General features: G+C 73.8%; 20 protein-coding genes. 5 read left to right on the forward strand and 15 right to left on the reverse strand.

All coding sequences use genetic code 11. The annotated features are described in order from the left end of the window. The first annotated feature begins 41 nt into the window (after window positions 1-41). Window positions 42-242 (forward strand): DUF1918 domain-containing protein, encoded by a 201-nt coding sequence (locus ACFZCD_RS27215; protein WP_391835274.1) that lies wholly within the window; start codon window positions 42-44, stop codon window positions 240-242. 102 nt (window positions 243-344) lie between these two features. Here the strand turns inward: ACFZCD_RS27215 and ACFZCD_RS27220 are convergent, their stop codons facing one another. After that, window positions 345-1,631 carry a glycoside hydrolase family 10 protein gene (locus ACFZCD_RS27220; RefSeq protein ID WP_391835276.1) on the reverse strand — a complete coding sequence of 429 codons (1,287 nt, stop codon included), beginning with the start codon at window positions 1,629-1,631 and terminating at the stop codon, window positions 345-347. Window positions 1,632-1,816: 185 nt separating this feature from the next. Between ACFZCD_RS27220 and ACFZCD_RS27225 the strand changes: the two genes are divergently transcribed. Beyond that, complete coding sequence (locus tag ACFZCD_RS27225) at window positions 1,817-2,674, forward strand: 3-hydroxybutyryl-CoA dehydrogenase (RefSeq protein WP_391835278.1); 858 nt, start codon at window positions 1,817-1,819, stop codon at window positions 2,672-2,674. Between the two features lie 167 nt (window positions 2,675-2,841). Beyond that, entirely contained in the window at window positions 2,842-3,099 is a 258-nt protein-coding gene (locus ACFZCD_RS27230) for a hypothetical protein (RefSeq protein ID WP_391835280.1), read from the forward strand. A gap of 37 nt (window positions 3,100-3,136) precedes the next feature. Here the strand turns inward: ACFZCD_RS27230 and ACFZCD_RS27235 are convergent, their stop codons facing one another. The 10 genes from ACFZCD_RS27235 to infC form a co-directional block, all read right to left on the reverse strand. Further along, entirely contained in the window at window positions 3,137-3,667 is a 531-nt protein-coding gene (locus tag ACFZCD_RS27235) for an NUDIX hydrolase (RefSeq protein ID WP_391835282.1), read from the reverse strand. Window positions 3,668-3,713: 46 nt separating this feature from the next. After that, window positions 3,714-5,051: a tetratricopeptide repeat protein gene (locus ACFZCD_RS27240; protein WP_391835284.1), complete on the reverse strand. Its 1,338-nt coding sequence runs from the start codon at window positions 5,049-5,051 to the stop codon at window positions 3,714-3,716. A gap of 154 nt (window positions 5,052-5,205) precedes the next feature. Then, entirely contained in the window at window positions 5,206-6,417 is a 1,212-nt protein-coding gene (locus ACFZCD_RS27245) for a PP2C family protein-serine/threonine phosphatase (protein WP_391835286.1), read from the reverse strand. 258 nt (window positions 6,418-6,675) lie between these two features. Next, window positions 6,676-9,186, reverse strand: a complete 2,511-nt coding sequence (pheT, locus tag ACFZCD_RS27250) for a phenylalanine--tRNA ligase subunit beta (protein ID WP_391835288.1) — start codon at window positions 9,184-9,186, stop codon at window positions 6,676-6,678. Then, entirely contained in the window at window positions 9,186-10,316 is a 1,131-nt protein-coding gene (pheS, locus tag ACFZCD_RS27255) for a phenylalanine--tRNA ligase subunit alpha (RefSeq protein ID WP_391835290.1), read from the reverse strand. The genes pheT and pheS overlap by 1 nt, the downstream gene beginning before the upstream one ends. Before the next feature lie 169 nt (window positions 10,317-10,485). Then, a complete protein-coding gene (locus ACFZCD_RS27260) occupies window positions 10,486-11,670 on the reverse strand; it encodes an ATP-binding protein (protein WP_391835292.1) in 1,185 nt (394 codons plus the stop codon). Window positions 11,671-11,707: 37 nt separating this feature from the next. Next, window positions 11,708-12,541: a TrmH family RNA methyltransferase gene (locus tag ACFZCD_RS27265; RefSeq protein ID WP_391835294.1), complete on the reverse strand. Its 834-nt coding sequence runs from the start codon at window positions 12,539-12,541 to the stop codon at window positions 11,708-11,710. Between the two features lie 186 nt (window positions 12,542-12,727). After that, complete coding sequence (gene rplT, locus ACFZCD_RS27270) at window positions 12,728-13,114, reverse strand: 50S ribosomal protein L20 (RefSeq protein ID WP_030369869.1); 387 nt, start codon at window positions 13,112-13,114, stop codon at window positions 12,728-12,730. A 92-nt stretch (window positions 13,115-13,206) separates the two neighbouring features. Next, window positions 13,207-13,401, reverse strand: a complete 195-nt coding sequence (rpmI, locus tag ACFZCD_RS27275; protein ID WP_030369870.1) for a 50S ribosomal protein L35 — start codon at window positions 13,399-13,401, stop codon at window positions 13,207-13,209. A gap of 128 nt (window positions 13,402-13,529) precedes the next feature. Beyond that, window positions 13,530-14,144 (reverse strand): translation initiation factor IF-3, encoded by a 615-nt coding sequence (gene infC, locus ACFZCD_RS27280; RefSeq protein ID WP_391835643.1) that lies wholly within the window; start codon window positions 14,142-14,144, stop codon window positions 13,530-13,532. A 367-nt stretch (window positions 14,145-14,511) separates the two neighbouring features. On the opposite strand from infC, the gene ACFZCD_RS27285 reads away from it, so the two are divergent. Then, on the forward strand, window positions 14,512-14,874 hold the full coding sequence (locus tag ACFZCD_RS27285; RefSeq protein WP_391835296.1) for a DUF1844 domain-containing protein: 363 nt from the start codon (window positions 14,512-14,514) through the stop codon (window positions 14,872-14,874). A gap of 42 nt (window positions 14,875-14,916) precedes the next feature. On the opposite strand, the gene ACFZCD_RS27290 is transcribed toward ACFZCD_RS27285, so the two are convergent. The 4 genes from ACFZCD_RS27290 to ACFZCD_RS27305 all read right to left on the reverse strand — a co-directional run bounded on the left by ACFZCD_RS27290 (window position 14,917) and on the right by ACFZCD_RS27305 (window position 18,744). After that, complete coding sequence (locus ACFZCD_RS27290; RefSeq protein ID WP_391835645.1) at window positions 14,917-15,768, reverse strand: MIP family channel protein; 852 nt, start codon at window positions 15,766-15,768, stop codon at window positions 14,917-14,919. A gap of 133 nt (window positions 15,769-15,901) precedes the next feature. Continuing rightward, window positions 15,902-16,642 carry an SseB family protein gene (locus ACFZCD_RS27295; RefSeq protein ID WP_391835298.1) on the reverse strand — a complete coding sequence of 247 codons (741 nt, stop codon included), beginning with the start codon at window positions 16,640-16,642 and terminating at the stop codon, window positions 15,902-15,904. Between the two features lie 60 nt (window positions 16,643-16,702). Then, window positions 16,703-17,890, reverse strand: coding sequence for a type VII secretion-associated serine protease mycosin (mycP, locus tag ACFZCD_RS27300; RefSeq protein WP_391835300.1), 1,188 nt, complete (start codon window positions 17,888-17,890; stop codon window positions 16,703-16,705). Continuing rightward, window positions 17,887-18,744, reverse strand: coding sequence for a hypothetical protein (locus tag ACFZCD_RS27305; protein WP_391835302.1), 858 nt, complete (start codon window positions 18,742-18,744; stop codon window positions 17,887-17,889). Before ACFZCD_RS27305 ends, mycP begins: the two co-directional genes overlap by 4 nt. Before the next feature lie 201 nt (window positions 18,745-18,945). Between ACFZCD_RS27305 and ACFZCD_RS27310 the strand changes: the two genes are divergently transcribed. After that, window positions 18,946-20,166 (forward strand): alanine racemase, encoded by a 1,221-nt coding sequence (locus tag ACFZCD_RS27310; protein WP_391835304.1) that lies wholly within the window; start codon window positions 18,946-18,948, stop codon window positions 20,164-20,166. The last annotated feature ends 15 nt before the right edge of the window (window positions 20,167-20,181 follow it).

Here is a 20,181-nt window from a genome sequence, read left to right on the forward strand (position 1 = left end):
TCTCGAATCTCGAACGGAACTCGAACAGAAGGGCACCGTCGATGCATGCGAGCAAGGGTGACCGGTTGGTGGTCCACGGACGGACGGTCGGCAAGGAGGACCACGTCGTGGAGATCGTGGAGGTGCTGGGGCCCGACGGCACGCCGCCGTACCGGGTCCGCGCCGAGAACGGCCACGAGACGATCATGTCGCCCGGCCCGGACTCCGTGGTCGACCACCGGAAGGCCTCCGGCCGGGGCTAGCAGGACGGCTCGGGCGCCCGCGCCCGTGGAACCCTGCCGCCACGGCGTCCGGCCGGGGCGGCGGTGTCCGGCGGCGAGTGGCCGGAGCGCGCCCTCCCGCGGTCAGCGGGGAGGGCGGACCCGCGTCGGGTAGTGGTCCGCCACCACCCGCGCCATCGCCCCGATCGGATCCGTCACCACCTGCGTCGCGGAGAAATAGACGTTCCCCAGCACCTCCGGGTGCCTGCGGCCGAGGGCCACGTGCCGGGAGAGCTCCGCCGGGTCCTGCCAGGGCGCGGGCTGCCCGGGGTCGCCCGCCCGGTACAGCGCCTCGCCGATGTACAACTGCACGTCCGTGCCGCGGACGGTCTCCGCCCACCAGGGCACGAGCTTCGCGTAGTCCGCCGCGGCGAAGCCGATGTGCCAGTACACCTGCGGCACGATGTAGTCGATCCACCCCTTGCGGACCCACTTGCGGGTGTCGGCGCCCAGGTCGTCGTAGGTCTGCACGCCCGCGCTGGTGTCCGAGCCGCGCGGGTCGGTCGTGCGGTTGCGCCAGACCGCGAACGGGCTGATCCCGAACCGCACGTGCTTCTTGCGCCGCTTGATGCGCTCCCCCATGCCCCGCACCAGCTGGTCGGTGTTGTCGCGCCGCCAGGCGGCCCGGTCGGGGAAGCCGGAGCCGTAACGGGCGTAGGCGGCGTCGTCGTCGAAGCGCTGCCCGGCGACCGGGTACGGGTAGAAGTAGTCGTCGAAGTGCACGCCGTCGATGTCGTAGCGGGAGACGGCGTCGAGCATGGCGTCCTGGACGAAGCGGCGCACCTCGGGCAGGCCGGGGTTGTAGTAGAGCTTCCCGCCGTAGGGCACGACCCACTCGGGGTGGATGCGGGCGGGGTGGGTGGGGACGAGCCGGCCGAGGTCGGTGTGGTTGGCGATGCGGTAGGGGTTGAACCAGCCGTGCAGTTCGAGTCTTCGCCGGTGGGCCTCGCGCACGGCGAAGGCGAGCGGGTCCCAGCCCGGATACTGCCCCTGAGTGCCCGTCAGGTACTCCGACCACGGCTCGAACGGGGAGGGCCAGAACGCGTCGGCGGTGGGCCGGATCTGCAGCATGACGGCGTTGAGGCGGCGCTCGACCGCCGTGTCGAACAGGGCCGTCAGCTCGTCCTGCTGGCGGCCGGGCTCCAGGCCCGGCTTCGACGGCCAGTCGACGTTGACGACCGTGGCGATCCACATGCCCCGGAACTCGCGCCGCCGCCGGCGCTCGCCGGCCGCCGCGGGCCCGCTCGCGGGCCCCGGGCCGGGCGCCCCCGCCCCTGCCCGCGCCGCTGCCTCGGCGGACGCCGCCAGCGCGGAGGACATCATCATCCCCGCGGCGGCCACGGTGAACCCTCTTCGGGTCATACGCCCCATATGCGGGACCTTCCTTCGCCGTCTCGTCGGATCGGTCACACCGTTCGAGGCCAGCATGCCCGCCCCGGCCCGCTCAGGACCGCACGGCGCGGAGTAACGTCTGGAACGAGGCGGGGAGCGCGGCAGGGAACGCGGCGCACCGCCGGACGACCGAGAACAGCGAAAGGCACGATGTGACGGACACTGTGGCAGACGTAGCGCGTGTCGGGGTGGTGGGCTGCGGCCAGATGGGCGCGGGCATCGCGGAGGTGTGTGCCCGGGCCGGCCTGGACGTCATGGTCGCCGAGACCACCGGGGAGGCCCTGGAGATCGGCCGCACCCGCCTGACCAACTCCCTCGGCAAGGCCGCCGAGCGCGGCAAGATCACCGAGGAGGAGCGCGACGCGACGCTCGCCCGGCTGAGCTTCACCACCGACCTCGGTGAGTTCGCCGACCGTGACCTGGTCATCGAGGCCGTCGTCGAGAACGAGCAGATCAAGACCGAGATCTTCCAGGTCCTGGACCAGGTGGTCACCCGCCCCGACGCCATCCTGGCCTCCAACACCTCCTCGATCCCGCTGGTGAAGCTGGCCGTGGCCACCTCCCGGCCGGACCGCGTCATCGGCATCCACTTCTTCAACCCCGCCCCGGTGCAGAAGCTCGTCGAGCTCATCCCCGCGCTCACCACCAGCGAGGAGACCATCAAGCGCGCCGACGCCTTGGTCGCCAACGTGCTGAACAAGCACGCCATCCGGGCCCAGGACCGCTCGGGCTTCGTGGTCAACGCCCTGCTCATCCCGTACCTGCTCTCCGCGATCCGGATGTTCGAGTCGGGCATCGCCAGCCGCGAGGACATCGACAACGGCATGGAGCTCGGCTGCGCCCACCCGATGGGCCCGCTCAAGCTCTCCGACCTGATCGGCCTGGACACCGTGGCCTCGGTCGCCGACAGCATGTACCAGGAGTACAAGGAGCCGCTGTACGCCGCTCCTCCGCTGCTCCAGCGCATGGTCGACGCGGGCCGCCTCGGCCGCAAGACCGGCTCGGGCTTCTACACGTACTGATCGTCAGCACCGATCGTCACGCACCGTCACCGCCGCACACCCGTGTTCGCACGGGGTGTGCGGCGGTGACTCGCACCTGCCCCCCGCACACGCTCCCGCTCCGCGGCACGACGCGGTTGACTCGGCTCGTCGGACACACAGGAGTTATTCCGGAAGGGGTACGGACCGTGACCATGCATCCCGAGCAGGCCACCAGAACGGCTGAGCTCGCGGAGCTCCGTCGTAGCCTCGATGTCGGCGTCGTCCGCATCGACGGCCACCTCGCCCTCCTCACCCAGCGCAGCGACCAGTCGGAACGCGACATCACCGAGATGGCGGACCGCGTGAGGGCCCTGGAGCACGGCAGGTGGCCCCTGCCCTCGCTGGCCGCGCTCACCGGAGTCGCCGCCCTGGCACTCGCCGTCTGGCAGGCGACCGGCCGGTGAACGCGGGACGTGCCGCGGCCGGTTGCGCGACCGCGCGCTAGCCGAGCCGGATGTGGTGCAGCAGCAGGAGCGCCGCCGCCATGTTGGCGGCCGGCACCTCACCACGGCCGATCATGTCGGGCACCAGCTTCAGCGGCACCCACTCGCGCCGGTCGGACTCGAAGGCGTCCTCCGGGTCGCCGATGTACTCGGCCTCGTCGGACCAGTAGATGTGGTGCCGGGCGTCGGTGAGGCCGTTGGACGGCTCGACGGACATCAGGTGCCGCAGCGGCCCCGGCCGCCACCCGGTCTCCTCCTCCATTTCGCGAGCCGCCGCGCCGGCGAGGTCCTCGCCGTCCTCGACCACGCCCGCGGCCAGCTCCCAGCCCCAGTTGTCGGTGATGAAACGGTGCCGCCACAGCAGCAGGACCTCATTGGCCTCGTTGACCACCGTTGCCACGGCGACGGGCCGCAGCCGGATGACGAAGTGGTCGAGGTGACGGCCGCCGGGGAGTTGGACGTCTGCCAGATTGACCCGGAACCAGCGGTTCGCATAGACCGTCCGCTCCCCGAGATTCTTCCAACGCACGTGTTGCCACCTTCCGCCGAGGTGGCCACCTCCCCGGGCGCTGTCCTCACAGGGGCACGCGCAACGCCCCGTCGATCATCTCGGCGGCCTCGGCAGTGGCCGCACACCCACTTTCGATCAGGTGCTCGCGCACCGCCCGGAGCCGGTCCCGTAAGCGCTGCGATTCCATGCCTCTCGCCTGCTCGGTCATCTCCCGCGCGGTGGCCACCGCCTTGTCCGCGTCTCCTTGACGCAGCTCGATGTGCGTGAGCATGGCGAGCCGGTGGACACGTCCCCGGTCGTGGGCGGGGGTGTCGACGGCCCGGTCCGCGTGCTCACGGGCGGGTCCGAGGTCGCCGAGGCTCAGCAACGCCTCCGCCACCTGCACGTTCACCAGGCCGGGCTGCACATAGCCGGTCTCGGCGGGCTCCTGGCCGCGGCGGATGCGCTCGGCGGCGGTCTCGGCGCGGCGGATGCAGGCGAGCGCACCGGCCCCGTCACCGAGCCGTGCGTACGCCTTGGCCTGCATCGCGTACAGATCGGCCGCGAGGGCCGGGGTCAGCTCCGCGCCCGCGGCCCGCAGCGCGGACTCGGCGAACGCCACGGCCTGCCGGTACTCGCGCATGAACAGCGACTGGTTGACGAGCAGGGCGATGACGTAGCCGCCGAGGCCCCGGTCACCGCTGGCCTTGGCCAGCCGCAGCGCCTGGTGGAAGTAGCGCTGGGCCAGGCCGTGCGCATCGGAGTCGTACGCGCAGATGCCCGCGACGGCGACCAGCCCGCCGGTGGCCCGGTGCAGCTGACGGCCCGTCTCGTCGGTGTAGCTGCCGCGCAGCAGGGGCGCCGCCTCGGCGTTGAGGAAGCCCACCACCCGGGCGCGCGTCGCGATCCCGCCGGCCTTGCGGTACATCTGCTCGTAGTGGGTGCGGGCCGCGCGCAGCATCTCGATGTCGTCCATGGAGACGCGGGTGAGGCCGCGGCGGGAGACATCGGCGTCCTCGGGAGGGTTCTCCCACTCCCAGACCGGGATGACGGCGGGGGTCCCGGTGACGGCGGGGGCGGTGACGACGTGCTCGCGCTGCTGCTCGTCGGAGCGCCAGAGGGCGGTGGCCCGCTCGACGAAGCCGGAGAGCGGGGTGTTGGGCAGGCGCGGGCTGCCCGGCGTGCCGAGTCCGATGTCGTCGAGGGTCAGCGGGCGGCGCAGCCGCTCGCCGAGCACCTCGCAGATCAGATCCGGCACCTGGCCGCGCGGCCGCTGGCCCTTCAGCCAGCGGGCGACGGCGGTGTGCTCGTATCGCAGTGCCAGTCCCCGGGCCCGGCCCGCCGCGTTGATGTGTGCGGCCAGGCCGGCGTGGGATATGCCCGCTTCGTCGAGGATGGCGTCGAGGAGAGTGTTGGGCTCCATCCTGCCCTCCGCATGCGCTCGGTGGGCCCAGCGTAATGGAGATCGCTTCGCACGGGGTGTGAACCGGCCGTGGCGGAGCGTCAAACGACAGCGGGCCCCGGGGAGTCGGCTTTCCGCCACCGCCGCCGCGCGGGGCAGCCGGAGCGCCGGGCGGTCAGCGGCGGGGGCGGCCCGAGCGGGCCAGGCACGGGCGTGGCTCGCGGCCCTGCGCGCGGCAACGGCGGTCGTTGCTCAGCACCAGCAGGGCGATGTCGTCGGAGAGCCGGCCGCCGGTGTGGCGCAGGAGGGCGGACTGGACGCGCTCGATGACGCGGGAGGGGACGATGGGCGCGCCGCCGGCGGCATCGCCGAGGACTCTGGCCAGCGGGAAGAAGGCCCCGGCCGCATCGCGTGCATCCTCCGCGCCGTCCGTGTGGAGCACCAGCGCATCGCCGGGCAGCAGCCGGGTCAGGGACGCGACGGGCAGCTCGGCCGGGAGCGGGAAGAGGCCGAGCGGCGGCAGCGGATCACCCCGGCCCACGGCATGGGCGCGGACCCCGATGCCGTCCCCGTCGCCGGCCGGGCAGGAGAGGCGGTACGGCCAGGGGTGGCCGCAGTTGAGCGCGGTGACCACGCCGTCGCGGCGGATCTCCAGGAGCAGGACGGTGACGAACTCCTCGCCGAGCCCGCGCTCCGCCTCCGCGCCGGGCCCGGCCCGCTCCCCGGCACGGGCCCGCTCGCACAGATGCCGCTGGAGGGCGCGGTCGAGGCGGCGCAGCACATCGGCGAGGGCGGGTTCGTCGTGCGCGGCCTCGCGGAAGCTGCCGAGGACGGCGGCCACGGTGCCGATGGCGGTGAGGCCGTGGCCGCGGACGTCCCCCATGATGATGCGCACGCCGTGCGGGGTGGCCAGCGCCTCGTAGAGATCGCCGCCGACGAGGGCGCCCTCGCTGACCGAGAGGTGGCTGCCCGCGACGGCGATCCCGTCGAGCCGGGGCGGCAGGGGGCGGAGCAGCACGCGCTGGGCGGTGGCCGCGACCTCGCGGGCGCGCTCCAGCTCGCGCAGGAGCCGCCGGCGGCGCACCGTGATGGCACAGGCCGCGGCGGCGACGGCCACGATCGCGCAGCAGGTGCCGGCGCGGATGCCGGCGTCCACGCGCCCGGCCGAGCCGAGGGGGAGCAGGGCGAGGATCGCGCAGGCTCCCGCGGCGGTCACGCACTGGCGGCGGCCGGTGCCCGCGCAGGCGATGGCGGGCGCGGCCGCGAGCAGCTGCACGGCCTGGCCGCGGGGGCTCAGCAGCTCCCACGCGACCACTCCGAGTACCCACAGCCCGGGGAGAGCGAACACCACCCCCCGCCGCCAGCGCACCGCTCTTGTCCGGATCATGCCGTTGGCCCCCCTAGCAGCAATGACGCCCCCGATTCTCGCGAGTGATCAGCCCCGAGTAACGACCTGAGCCTTCATTTCCACCCTATTGAGTGATATCCGGACACTCCTGAGCGAGGGAACGCACGAGGGGCGCACCCGGTTCACCCGGGTACGCCCCTCGTCATGGCCACGGATCGCCGTGGTTTTCTTCAGCCTCCGCCGTCTGTTTTCGGCCGCGGCGCCGGTTTCCGGCGCCCATCACGGCCTGTCACGGACTCAGGCGCCGCGCAGCACCGCACCCGTCCGCTCGACGGCCGCGGCGACGGCGGCGTCGCGCGCGGCGGACGCCTCCTCGGCGGTCAGCGTGCGGTCGGCCGCGCGGAAGCGCAGCGCGTAGGCCAGCGACTTCTTGCCCTCGCCGAGCTGCTCGCCGGTGAAGACGTCGAACAGGCGCAGCGACTCGAGCAGCTCGCCCGCGCCGGACCGCAGCGCGGCCTCGACGTCGGCGGCGGCGACCGAGGCGTCCACGACGAGCGCGACGTCCTGCGTGGCCACCGGGAAGGCGGACACGTGCGGGGCCGAGACGGCACCGGTGCCGGCCTGCTCCAGGACATCGAGGTCGATCTCCATGGCGCAGGTGCGCTCCGGCAGGCCGAAGGCCTTGATGACGCGCGGGTGCAGCTCACCGGCGGAGCCGGCGAACACCTCGGCGCCGTCGGCCACGGCGTAGAACGCGGCACAGCGGCCCGGGTGGAACGGCGCGCGCTGGTCCTGACGGACGATCAGCTCGGCGCCGGCCTCGCGGGCGACCGTGCGGCCGGCCTCGACGGCGTCGGCCCAGCCCGCCGGGCGGCCCTTGCCCCAGTAGCCGGGGAGCTCACGGGCCCCGGCGAGGACGACGGCGGCGCGGCGCGGCTGCCGGGGCAGCGCGGCGTCCAGGCCGGCGATCTCCTCGTCGGTGGGGCGGCGGTCGACGGGCAGCCGGACCGGGGTGGTCTCCTCGCCGGTGGGCAGGAAGACGAGGCCGGTCTCGAAGAGGGCCAGGTCGTGCTCGCCGCGGCTGTCGTTGCGGCGCAGGGCCGTGAACAGGCCCGGCAGCAGCGTGGTGCGCAGCGAGGGCTCGGCCTCGGAGAGCGGGTTGACCAGGCGCACCGTGGTGCGCCGCGGGTCGCCGGCCTCCAGGCCGAGGTGGTCGAGCGCCCAGTCCCCGACGAACGGGTAGTTGAGCACCTCGGTGTAGCCCGCGCCGGCCAGGGCCCGGCCGGTGCGGCGGTGCAGCCGCTGGCGGTGGGTCAGGCCGCGGCCGGCGGGCGGCGCCGGCAGGGTGGCGGGCAGGTTCTCGTAGCCCTCGAGCCGGATGACCTCTTCGGCGAGGTCGTTCGGGTCGGTGAGGTCGGGGCGCCAGCTCGGGACGGTGACGATCAGCTCGTCCTGCCCGTAGACGTCGCAGCCGACCTCCTGGAGGCGGCGGACGACGGTCTCCCGGCCGTACTCGACACCGGCGACGCGGTCCGGGTGGTCGGCGCGGACGGCGATCGTGCGCGGACCGCTGGGGGCGGCGAACTCGGTGACGCCGGCCTCGGCGGTGCCGCCCGCGAGCAGCACGAGCAGGTCGACGGTGCGCTGGGCGGCCGCGGAGGCCGCCTGCGGGTCGACGCCGCGCTCGAAGCGCTTGGCCGCCTCGGAGGGCAGCTTGTGGCGGCGCACGGCGCGGGCGACGGTCGTCGGGTCGAAGTGCGCGGCCTCGATGACGACCTCGGTGGTGGCCCGGTCGGCCCCGTGGTCGGCGATCTCGGTCTCGGCACCGCCCATGACGCCCGCGAGCCCGATCGGGCCGCGGTTGTCGGTGATGACCAGGTCCTCGGCGTCCAGGACACGCTTGGTGCCGTCGAGGGTGGTCAGCTTCTCGCCGCGCTCGGCACGGCGGACGCCGATCGGGCCGTCGAGGCGCGAGCGGTCGTAGGCGTGCAGCGGCTGGCCGAGCTCCAGCATCACGTAGTTGGTGATGTCGACGGTCAGCGAGACCGGGCGCATGCCGGCCTTCTGCAGACGGCGCTGGAGCCAGATCGGGGAACGGGCCTCGGGGTCGAGACCGGTGACCGTGCGGGCCGTGAAGCGGTCGCAGCCGGCCGGGTCGGCGACCCGGACCGGGTAGCCGGAGGCGTTGGGCGCGGGCACGTCCAGCAGGGCCGGGTCGCGCAGCGGCAGGCCGTAGGCGGTGGCGGCCTCGCGGGCGATGCCGCGCATCGACAGGCAGTAGCCGCGGTCGGGGGTGACGGCGATGTCCAGGACCTCGTCGACGAGCTGGAGCAGCTCGATGGCGTCGGTGCCGGGCTCGTACTCCTGCGGGAGGACGATGATGCCGTGGGTGCCGTCGTCGCCCATGCCCAGCTCCTCGCCGGAGCAGATCATGCCGTGCGAGACCTTGCCGTAGGTCTTGCGGGCGGCGATGGCGAAGTCACCGGGCAGGACGGCGCCGGGCAGCACGACGACGACCTTGTCGCCGACGGAGAAGTTGCGGGCGCCGCAGACGATCTCCTGCGGCTCGCCGGTGCCGTTGGCCGTGCCGACGTCGACGGTGCAGAAGCGGATCGGCTTGCGGAAGCCCTCCAGCTCCTCGATGGTGAGGACCTGGCCGACGACCAGGGGGCCCTTGAGGCCTTCGCCGAGGCGCTCGACGCGCTCGACCTCGAGACCTGCGGCGATCAGCTTGGCCTGCACGTCGCGACCGGTCTCACCGGCCGGCAGATCGACGTATTCCCGCAGCCAGGAAAGCGGGGCGCGCATCAGATCTCCATCCCGAACGGCCGGGTGAAGCGCACGTCACCTTCGACCATGTCTCGCATGTCCTCGACGTTGTGGCGGAACATCAGCAGTCGCTCGATGCCGAACCCGAAGGCGAAGCCGCTGTACTTCTCCGGGTCGATGCCCGCGGCGGTCAGCACGCGGGGGTTGACCATCCCGCAGCCGCCCAGCTCGATCCAGCCCTCGCTGGAGCAGGTGCGGCAGGGGCGGTCGGGGTTGCCGGCCGACTCGCCGCGGCAGACGTAGCACTGCATGTCCAGCTCGGCGGACGGCTCGGTGAAGGGGAAGTAGTTGGGACGCAGCCGCGTCGTCAGCCCCTCGCCGAACAGCGAGCGCACCATGTGCTCGATGGTGCCCTTGAGGTCGGCCATGGTCAGGCCCTCGTCGATGGCGAGGAGCTCGACCTGGGTGAAGACCGGGGTGTGCGTCGCGTCCAGCTCGTCCATGCGGTAGACGCGGCCGGGGCAGATCACGTAGACGGGCGGCTCGCGGTCGAGCATCGTGCGGACCTGCACCGGGGAGGTGTGGGTGCGCAGCACGACGCCCGACTCGGCGTCCTTGGCCTTCTTACCCGGGGCCTGCACGAACAGGGTGTCCTGCATGGCCCGCGCCGGGTGGTCCTGCGCGATGTTGAGGGCGTCGAAGTTGAACCACTCCGCCTCGACCTCGGGGCCCTCGGCGACCTCGTAGCCCATGGCCACGAAGACGTCCTCGATGCGCTCGCAGAGCGTGGTGATCGGGTGGCGGGCGCCGGCCGGGGTGCGGTCGTACGGCAGGGTGACGTCGACCGCCTCCTCGACCAGGACGCGGGCGTCGCGCTCGGCCTCGAGCTCGGCCTGGCGGGCGGCGAAGGCCTTGTTCACGGCACCGCGGGCCATGCCCATGCGCTTGCCGGCCTCGGCCTTGGCGTGCGGCGGCAGGGCGCCGATCTCGCGGTTGGCGAGGGCGAGGGGCGAGCGGTCGCCGGCGTGCGCGGCCTTGACCTCGCGCAGCGCGTCCAGGTCGGCGGCCGCGGCGACGGCGGCGAGCGCCTCGTCCCGCATCCGCTCGATCTCTTCCGGTTTCAGTGCCTCGACCTCGACAGGGTCGTACGACTTATTGGGTGCGGACATCTCTTCCCGTGCTTCCGATTTGTCCCCCAGCTACCGCTGGGAGGTGCCCCCAGGCTCTTCGCTTCGCTGGCGGCGCTTGCCCGTCAGATGGGTGCCAAGGTCGTGCCAAAGGTGCCAAAGGTCGAGTCTAAGGGGCGGGCGGGGGTCGGTGGGCCCGCGGGCCGCCCGCTCAGGCCTGTGAGAGAAAGGCCGGGGCGCCCACGGGCAGGGTAAAGCGGAACCGGGCGCCACCGCAGGCGGCCCGCTCGACGGCGATCGTCCCGCCGTGGGCCTCGACGATGCCCTTGACGATATAGAGGCCCAGGCCGGTGCCGCCGCGCTTGCTGCCCCGCCAGAAGCGGGTGAAGACGCGGCTCATCGACTCCTCCGGGATGCCCGGGCCCTCGTCGCTCACCGTGATCGCCGTGCCTTCCGTGCCCTCCGGCCGCGCCTTGAGCAGCGCCGGCGCCACCTCTATCGTGACGCGCCCCTCGCCGTGGCGCACCGCATTTTCCAGGAGGTTGCCGAGGACCTGGTCGATCTTGTCGGGGTCGGCCCAGAGGTCGGGGAGCGGGTCCGTGACCCTGACCTCGAAGCGGTCGGGGCTGTGGCCCGCGGTGGTGTACGCCTGAACGTGACGGCGGACGGCCGCGACGATGTCGACCGGCTGGCGGCGCACCTCCAGGCGGCCGGAGTCGATCCGGGAGATGTCGAGGAGCTCGGCGATCAGCCGGGTGACGCGGTCGGCGTCGGCGTCGACGGTCTCCAGCATCAGCCGCTTCTGGTCGTCGGTGAACCGCTCCCACTTGGCGAGGAGCGTGGCCGTGAAGCCCTTGACCGACGTGAGCGGCGAGCGCAGCTCGTGGGCGACGGTGGCGATGAGCTCGGCGTGGCTGCGCTCGGTGCGGCGGCGGGCCTCGGTGCCGCGCAGCTGGACGACGAGGCGGCGGACGGGCCCGGCGGGCCGCTCGCGCACGTAGCGCGCGGAGACCAGCACCTCGCGGCCGCCGGGGAGGAGAAGATTCCGCTCGGCCTGGCCCACCCGGGTGGGCAGGCCGCCGTAGGGGTCAGTGAGCGGCCACCAGCGGCGGCCCTCCAGATCCTCCAGGGGCAGGGCGCTCTCCAGGGGGCGGCCGAGCGCCTCGTCGGGCCGGACGGCGGTGATCCGGGCCGCGGCGGCGTTGAAGCACGTGACGCGGCCGTTCTCGTCGGCGACGACGAGGCCGTCGGGGAGCTCGTCGGGGTGCAGGCCGAGACCCGCCGGTCCCGGGGCGGGCCCCTTCGGCGGGGCGTCCTGCCCGGGGGGCCCGTGCGGTGCACGGTCCGCCGCCGGACAGGCGTCGGCCGTGCCCCCGGAAGTCCTGACGTTCGTCATCCGCACCCCCTCCCGATCCCCCCGGGGGGCAACCCTACTAGCTGAAGGTCACGGAGCGGCACCCTCCGGGTGCACGCTGCGCACGGGCGGAGGCGTAGAGGCACACGGCGGCGGCGGTCGCGAGGTTCAGGCTCTCGGCCTTGCCGTGGATCGGCACGCGCACCACGGCGTCGGCGAGCGCCCGGGTCTCCTCGGGCAGGCCCCACGCCTCGTTGCCGAAGACCCAGGCCGTGGGGCCGCCCATGGTGCCCCGGTCCAGCTCGGCGTCCAGGTCGCGGTCGCCCGCGCCGTCGGCGGCGAGGATGCGGGCGCCGACGCCCTGCAGACCGCTCACCACCTGGTCGACGGGGACGCCCACGGCGACCGGCAGGTGGAAGAGGGAGCCGACCGAGGCCCGTACGGCCTTGGGGTTGTAGAGGTCCACGGAGGCGTCGGTGAGCACGACGGCGTCCGCGCCGGCGGCGTCGGCGCAGCGCAGGACGGTGCCGGCGTTGCCGGGGTCGCGCACGTGGGCGAGGACCGCGACGAGGCGGGGCCGGCCGGCCAGGATCTCCTCGAAGGGCGTGTCCAGGAAGCGGCAGAGGCCGACGATGCCCTGCGGGGTGACGGTGTCGGACATCTCCGCGATGACCTCGTCCGTCGCGGTGAGCACGGGCACCCCGGCGGCGAGGGCGGCGGCCACGATGTCCGCGTGGCGCTCGGCGGCGTCCGGCGTCACGTACACCTCGACGAGGTGGCCGACGGCTTCGCGGACGGACTGCGGGCCCTCGGCGATGAAGCGGCGTTCCTTGGCGCGGAAGCTGCGCTTGGCCAGACGGCGGGCCGCGATGACACGGGGCGATCGCAGGGAGGTCAGCTCGGGGGCCGCCATGGGCTCACTTTCGGTTGCTGGTGTGCGCGGTGCTGTGCTCAGCAGTGCTGTGCTGAGCGGTGCTGTGCTGAGCGGTGCTGTGCCGGGCCCGGCCGTCCGGCGCGGTCCCGGGCCGGGGCCGGACGCGAGCGGACCCGCAGGCCGTGGGGCTTGCGGGTCCGCGTCGAGTCAGCCTCGGGGTGCCGGTCAGGCAGCGGCCTTCGGGGCGTTGACGTCGGCCGGCAGGGCCTTCTGGGCGACCTCGACGAGCGCGGCGAACGCGTTCATGTCGTTGACGGCCAGGTCGGCCAGGATCTTGCGGTCCACCTCGATGTTGGCGGCCTTCAGACCCTGGATCAGGCGGTTGTACGTCATGCCGTTCTGGCGGGCAGCGGCGTTGATGCGCTGGATCCACAGCTGACGGAAGTCGCCCTTGCGCTTCTTGCGGTCGTTGTAGTTGTAGACCAGGGAGTGGGTGACCTGCTCCTTGGCCTTGCGGTACAGGCGCGACCGCTGGCCGCGGTAACCGCTGGCCGCCTCGAGGATCGCCCGGCGCTTCTTGTGCGCGTTGACTGCGCGCTTGACGCGTGCCACTTGTTAACTCCTTGTAGCGGGGTCGCGGTGGATTCTCACACGACCCGAAATCGATTGGGTCCCGGTGCGGATGCTCGGCCGAAGCCGGGACATCACTTGCCGAGAAGCTTCTTGATCTTCTTGGCGTCGGCCGGGGCCATCTCGGCGTTGCCGGTGAGGCGACGCGTCAGGCGGGACGACTTGTGCTCGAGCAGGTGGCGCTTGCCGGCGCGCTCGCGCAGGACCTTGCCGGAGCCGGTGACCTTGAAGCGCTTCTTGGCACCGCTGTGCGTCTTGTTCTTCGGCATAGCGCCGTTCTCTCCTCGTCGGTGGCACTCCCCGGCCGGATCAGGGCGTACGGGAGTGTCATCTGTTTCGGTTGGTGTCCCGGGGCGGATGCCCCGGGAGTCATCCGGGGCGCGGGGGCGCCCCCGGATCACGCCTCTGCGGGCTCCTCGGCGGCGTCCGCGGACGAGGCGCCGGTGCGCTCCGCCTTGCGGGCGGCCTGCGCCTCGCGGGCCTCGGCCATCGCCTCGGTCTTCTTCTTGTGCGGACCGAGGACCATGATCATGTTGCGGCCGTCCTGCTTCGGGTTCGACTCGACGAAACCGAGGTCCTGGACGTCTTCCGCGAGGCGCTGCAGCAGTCGGTAGCCGAGCTCCGGCCGGGACTGCTCGCGACCACGGAACATGATCGTGATCTTGACCTTGTCGCCCTGCTTGAGGAACCGGACGACGTGACCCTTCTTGGTGTCATAGTCGTGCGGGTCGATCTTCGGCCGGAGCTTCATCTCCTTGATGACCGTGTGCGCCTGGTTCTTGCGCGCCTCACGGGCCTTCATGGCCGACTCGTACTTGAACTTCCCGTAGTCCATGAGCTTGCAGACCGGCGGACGGGCGTTCGCCGCCACCTCGACGAGGTCGAGGTCGTACTCCTGCGCAAGCTCCAGTGCCTTGGCAAGCGGCACGATGCCGACCTGCTCGCCACTGGGACCGACAAGTCGCACCTCGGGGACTCGAATCCGGTCGTTGATGCGGGGCTCGGCGCTGATGGATCCTCCTCGGTAGCACCACGCGGCGGCCTGGCGGGCGGCCGCGTAACGTCTTTTCCTAAGACCAACCGCGCCGGTGCAACAAAAAATGCCCCGACGGGACACAGGCGGGGCTCCATAGGACCGGAACACCGCCACGGCATGCCGCGGGGCGCATCGGGCAGCTCCATCGTCCGTACGGAACGATGGGCGCCGCCTGACCGGAGACCTGCCGGCCTGAGGCCGGGCGAGGTGGGAGAACGGAGCTCCACTTGTGGGCCGGGCACATGAGTGTCCAGCCGGTCGTGTGCACAACCCTAGCAGGGGTGACGCGGGGTGTGCCAACCCGTGGCGAACCGATTCGGCGCCGGCACGTATCGTGTCCGCCATGAGCGACGCGACCCCCAACGGCGAGAAGCCGGACTTCGACACCATGACCCGTGACATCGCGGAGGTCCCCGCCGTCGAGGTGATCACCACGGTCGCGGTGCACCTGATGAGCTCGGCCGCGGTCAACCTCGGCCTGGCCGAGGAGGGCGAGCAGCACAAGGACCTCGACGAGGCCCGCAAGCTGATCACCGCGCTCGCCGGGCTCGTGACCGCCAGTGCCACCGAGATCAGCAACTTCCACGCGGGGCCGCTGCGCGACGGCCTGAAGTCCCTCCAGCTGGCCTTCCGCGAGGCGTCCGTCGTGCCGGACGAGCCGGGTCAGGGGCCCGGCGAGAAGTTCACGGGCCCCGTCTTCGGCTGAGTCTTCCGCTGGGGGCCTCCCCCGGTTCTTGTGGCGCCCCGGTCAGGCCAGGCCCGACGGGCCCGGCTGATCGGGGCGCTCCCCGCCCTCCCCGCCCTCGTCCCCGGCGCCGCGGTCCTCCGCCGGCGCGGGGCGTTCCTCCGTCGGGTGCGCGGCCGTCGTCGGGCCCTTCGGGAAGTGCGGGACCGCCAGGTCGTCCGCGAGGTTGGCCGGGCTGAACGGCGGATGCGTGACCCGGTGCGCACAGGCCGCCAGGGCGCCGCCGATCAGCGGCGCGATGATGAACAGCCAGAGCTGCGAGAGCGCGCCCCCGCCCGCGAACAGCGCCGGGCCCAGGCTCCGCGCCGGGTTGACCGAGGTGCCCGTCAGCGGGATGCCCACCAGGTGGATCACCGCCAGGGCCAGGCCGATGGGCAGGCCGTCGAAGCCCACCAGTGCGATCTTGTGGGTCACGGCGAGCACGACGAAGACCAGCAGGAAGGTCAGGACGACCTCCGCGAGGAACGCGCCGCCCGTGTTCAGGTGCACGGCCGAGCGCCTCCCCCAGCCGTTGCTGCCGAACGCGCCGTCCGTCCTGAGCCCCGGCACCTGCTTGGCCAGCAGGAACAGCAGCGCCGAACCCACGATGGCGCCCAGCACCTGCGCGACCCAGTACTCGATCGCCGTGCGGAGCGCGATCCGGCCCTCCAGGAGCATGCCCAGCGTCACCGCCGGGTTGACGTGGCAGCCCGACACCGGCCCCAGGGCGTAGCAGAGGGCCAGCAGGACGAAGCCGAAGGCCAGGGCGATGCCGAGGACTCCGATGTAGTCGGCCGCGAGGACCGCGGAGCCGACGGCGAAGAAGACCAGCAGCAGAGTGCCGAGGAACTCGGCGGCGACGGTTCTCGTCTCCACGGAGTCGAGACTTGCGGCCCCCAGCTTCACGTCCATGGCGTCCTCCAGGGATCTCGTGGACCTCTTCGCATTGTCGGTCGATCCACGGCGGGGCGCCTGTCGGCCTGCGGCCGGCCCGGAGGACGGGGGCGGCTCAGCGGGTGAAGAGCGGCTCCCCCGGGACGGCGGCGCCGGCGGGCAGCAGGGCCAGGTCGAGACCGCGGACGAGACGGGCCCGCAGGACCTCGTCGGAGGCCAGCGCCTCCGCGATGCGGCGCACGGCGGCGGAGACCTCGGCGTCGTCGGCCAGGGCCAGGGCCAGCGTGCCGTCCGCCTCCCGCGAGGGGGCCAGGTGGGCGCGGCGTACGGCCGGCTCGGCGGTGAGCACGGCGCGGAGGGCGTCGGCCACGGCCGGGTCGGCGAGCGGGTCGGTGCTCTCGCGGCCCTCCGCGAGGGCCAGCAGGGCCGGGCCCGTCAGCTGGTACGGCACGGGGCCCGCCATGTCGAGGACGATCGTGTCGGCCTTCTCGTGCGCGGCGGCCTGCAGCGCCTGGTGCAGGGGCACGGCCACGGGGCGTGCGTCGGCGCGCCAGCGCGCCAGCGACTCGATCGAGGTGAAGGCGGGGAGCGCCTTGCGGCCGTCCGGGGCCTGGAGGGTGGGCACGGCCATGTCGCTGGTCTTCTCGCGCTTCAGCCCGTCCGGCCCGGTCTCCACCTCCCCGAGCACGGCCACGACGGGCACGAGCAGCCGGGCGCCGCGCAGGGCGGCGAGCACACGCGGCTCGGCGCCGCCGCCCGGTTCCGCGGCCCACGCCGCGAGGGCGGCGGTCAGCTCCGCATCGGCGGAACCGTCGTCGTCGGAGAACCCGGGGTCAGGAATATTCTTCAGCGCCACCTGAAGAGTCTATGGGTGCGCCCCGCGCCCCCGGCGGGGCGGTCCCCGGCGAGCGGCCGCTCAGGTCGTGCGGCGGCGGGAGCGCCAGAGGGCGGCGGACGTGGCCAGGAGGAGGGTGCCCAGGGTGGCTGCGGCCGGGGCCGTGTAGTCCGGGGGGTTCTCGGGCGCCGTGGACGGGCGGCCGGCGGAGCCCGGAGCGCCGAAGTACGGGCTGCTGTACTCGCGGGTGACCCGGGGGCCCGGCCCCTCGGGGGTCAGGGCGGCGCCGCGGGCGATGGCCGCGGCGGGGTCCACCAGTCCCGCCCCCAGCGCGTCGCTGCGCCCGCCCGGCGGCGCGTCGCGGGCCGTGTCCACGAGCAGCTTGCGGATCTGGGCGGGGCTCAGGCCCGGGTGCGCGGCGCGGACCAGGGCGACCGCGCCGGAGACGAAGGCGGCCGCCGCGCTCGTGCCCCAGCCCTCGTAGTAGCGCCGGTCGGGGTCGGCGATGACGACGTCGACGCCGGGCGCGCTGACGGCCGCGTACCACCGGCGGGTGGAGAACGCGGCCCGGCTGCCGTACCGGTCGACGGCGGTCACGGCGATCACGCCGGGATAGGCGGCCGGATAGGAGACGTGGTCGCCCTGCTCGCCGCCGTTGCCGGCGGAGGCGACGACGACGGCGCCCTTGCCCAGGGCGTACTGGACGGCGGCGTCCTCCCGGGGCTCGGGGTGGGCGGTCTCGCTGTCGTCGCCGAGGGAGAGGTTGATGACGTCGGCGCCGTGGTCGGCGGCCCAGCGGATGCCGTCGGCGAGGGCGTTCCCCCGTCCGCTGCGGGCCTTGTCCCGGGAGGGGTCGCCGTCCTCGAGGATCACCCGGACGGGAAGGATCTTCGCGTCGGGGGCGACGCCCAGCACGCCGTCCGAGCCGTCCGAGCCGTGCCCCCGCCCGGCGATGATGCCGGCCATGGCGGTGCCGTGCCGGGCCCAGGTGCGGTCGCCGGGCCCCGCGCCGAAGCCGATGAGGTCCTTGCCGGGCAGCACCTGCCCGGCGAGGTCGGGGTGGCCGTCGTCGACACCGGTGTCGAGGACGGCGACAGTGATGCCGGCGCCCTTGGTGGTCTGCCAGGCGTCCTCGGTGTGGAGGGCGTCGAGCGCCCACTCCTGGACGCGTATGGAGTCGGCGTGCGCCGCCCCGGCGGCCGGCAGCACGGCGAGCGCGGCGGCCAGGACGGCCGTGAGCACGCCGCGGCGCCGGAGCCGCGCGGTCACCGGAGGCTCCCCTGGGCGGTCCGGCGCACGGCCTGCCGGAAGCCGTCCTCCACGTGCCCGGCGAGGGCGGCCGCCTCGTGGCCGAGACCGGCCTGGGCGGGGGCGCTGGTGGCGCCGGGGCGGGTGGCGAGGCCGGCGGGCTGCGGGGGCGTGCCCGTCCGGCCGTCGGCGAAGCCGGTGACGGCGTAGACGACGGCGGGGGCGTCGGTGAGGACGCTGACGGCCCAGCTGGCGCGCTGGGCGTCGCCGAAGTCCTCGGCGACCGTGCCGCGGGGCGCGTACGGGCGGGGCATCAGATCGGCTCGCTCGTCGAGCCGTTCGTCGGCGAACCGGCGGCGCAGGTCGCGCATCCCCTGGCTGTCGGCGGCGGTGACGAGCAGTCCGACGGTGGTGACGGTGGTGGACGTGGCGTCCGTGTAGGTGGCGCGCAGCAGCCGTGTGCAGCCGGCGGGGGCGAGGGCCTTCTCCAGGAGCGGGTCGAAGGCTGCTTCGCACCCGCTGTCGGGGGCGACGCCGATCCGCGTCCAGACCCGCTCGGCGCCGCCGGGTCCGGCGGCGTCGGCGCGCAGGCGGGGCGGGAAGAGGTCGTCGACGGGGACGGTGCGCCAGAGCGTGCCGCCGCGGGCGAAGGCGCGTTCGGCCGCGGTGCCGCTGCTGCTGCCGTCCGTGAGCCAACTCCCGGCGAGGGCGCCTCCTATGAGCCCGAGGCCGAGGACGAGGCAGACGGCGGCGGACAGCGTACGGGCCCCGGAGCGGCGGCCGGCGGCGGGCCGCGGCATCTGCGGGGGGAAGTAGGAGGCGGCCGGAAGGGGCCGGACGGGCAGCGCGGGAGCGGGTTCCGCTTCGGTGCTCACCCTGCGCTCCCCCTCGTGAGCTGGCTCCCCGGGCCCGTGCCCGGTCACCGTCCGGGACAGGCCGGTTCGTATCCGGACATCACACCGCACGGCTGCGGCCCGCGGTGTGGGCGCCACTCTACGGGGCGGGCGCCGGATGCTGCCATCTCGCCCGCGCAGGGCCCCTGTCCAACCCCGGACGCGTCTGGCAGGCTGCGCCCCATGCGCCTTCCCGCCGCACCTCCCGTCGTCCACGCGAGCGCCGAGCGGGCCCGGCTGGACCGGGCGACCGCCTCCTGCGAGGCACCGCTGGCCGTGGTCGACCTGCAGGCCTTCGACGCCAACGCCGCGGACCTGGTGCGCCGGGCGGGCGGCAAGCCGGTGCGGGTGGCGAGCAAGTCGGTGCGCTGCCGGGCGCTGCTGGAGCGGGTGCTCGCCCGGGACGGCTTCGCCGGTGTGATGAGCTTTTCGCTGGCCGAGTCGCTGTGGCTGGCCCGTGCGGGCGTCGAGGACGTGCTACTGGCGTATCCGACGGCCGACCGTGCCGGGCTGGCGGAGCTGACGTCGGATCCGAAGCTGGCCCGGACGGTCACGGTGACGGTGGACGACCCCGCGCAGCTGGCCCTGATCGACGCGGCCCGGGCGGGGCGCGAAGAGGTGCGGGTGTGCCTGGAGTTGGACACCTCGCTGCGGCTGCTGGGCGGCCGGCTGCGGCTGGGGGCGCTGCGCTCGCCGCTGCGCGACCCGGGGCGGCTGGCGGACCTGGCGCGGTCGGTGGCGCGCCGGCCGGGCTTCCGGCTGGTGGGCCTGATGGCCTACGAGGCGCATGTGGCCGGCGTGGGGGACGCGGTGGAGGGGCGGCCCCTGTACTCGCGCGCGGTCCGGTTGATGCAGGCCGCGGCGCGCCGGGAGCTGGCGGTGCGGCGGGCGGAGGCGGTACGGGCCGTCCGCTCGGTGGCGGAGCTGGAGTTCGTGAACGGCGGCGGCACGGGCAGCGTGCAGCACACCGCCGCGGAGGACGCGGTGACGGAGGTCGCCGCGGGGTCGGGCCTGTACGTACCGCGGCTGTTCGACCATTACCGGTCGTTCCGCGGCCGGCCGGCGGCGCTGTTCGCGCTGCCGGTGGTGCGGCGGCCGGGGGTGGGCGTGGTGACCGTCCTCGGGGGCGGGTATCCCGCGTCGGGGGCGGCGGGCGCGGACCGGCTGCCGCAGCCGTACCTGCCGGCGGGCTTGCGGCTGGACGCGCGCGAGGGCGCGGGCGAGGTGCAGACGCCGCTGCTGGGGCAGCCCGCCGACGACCTGCTGGTGGGCGACAAGGTGTGGTTCCGCCATGCGAAGGCGGGCGAGTTGTGCGAGCGGTTCGCGGCGCTGCACCTGGTCGACGGCGACCGCACCGTGGATACGGTCGCCACCTACCGGGGCGAGGGTCAAACGTTTCTGTAACGGGTGACGGCTCTC

It is taken from the genome of Streptomyces sp. NPDC008001, from assembly GCF_042958085.1.
Taxonomy (GTDB): domain Bacteria; phylum Actinomycetota; class Actinomycetes; order Streptomycetales; family Streptomycetaceae; genus Streptomyces.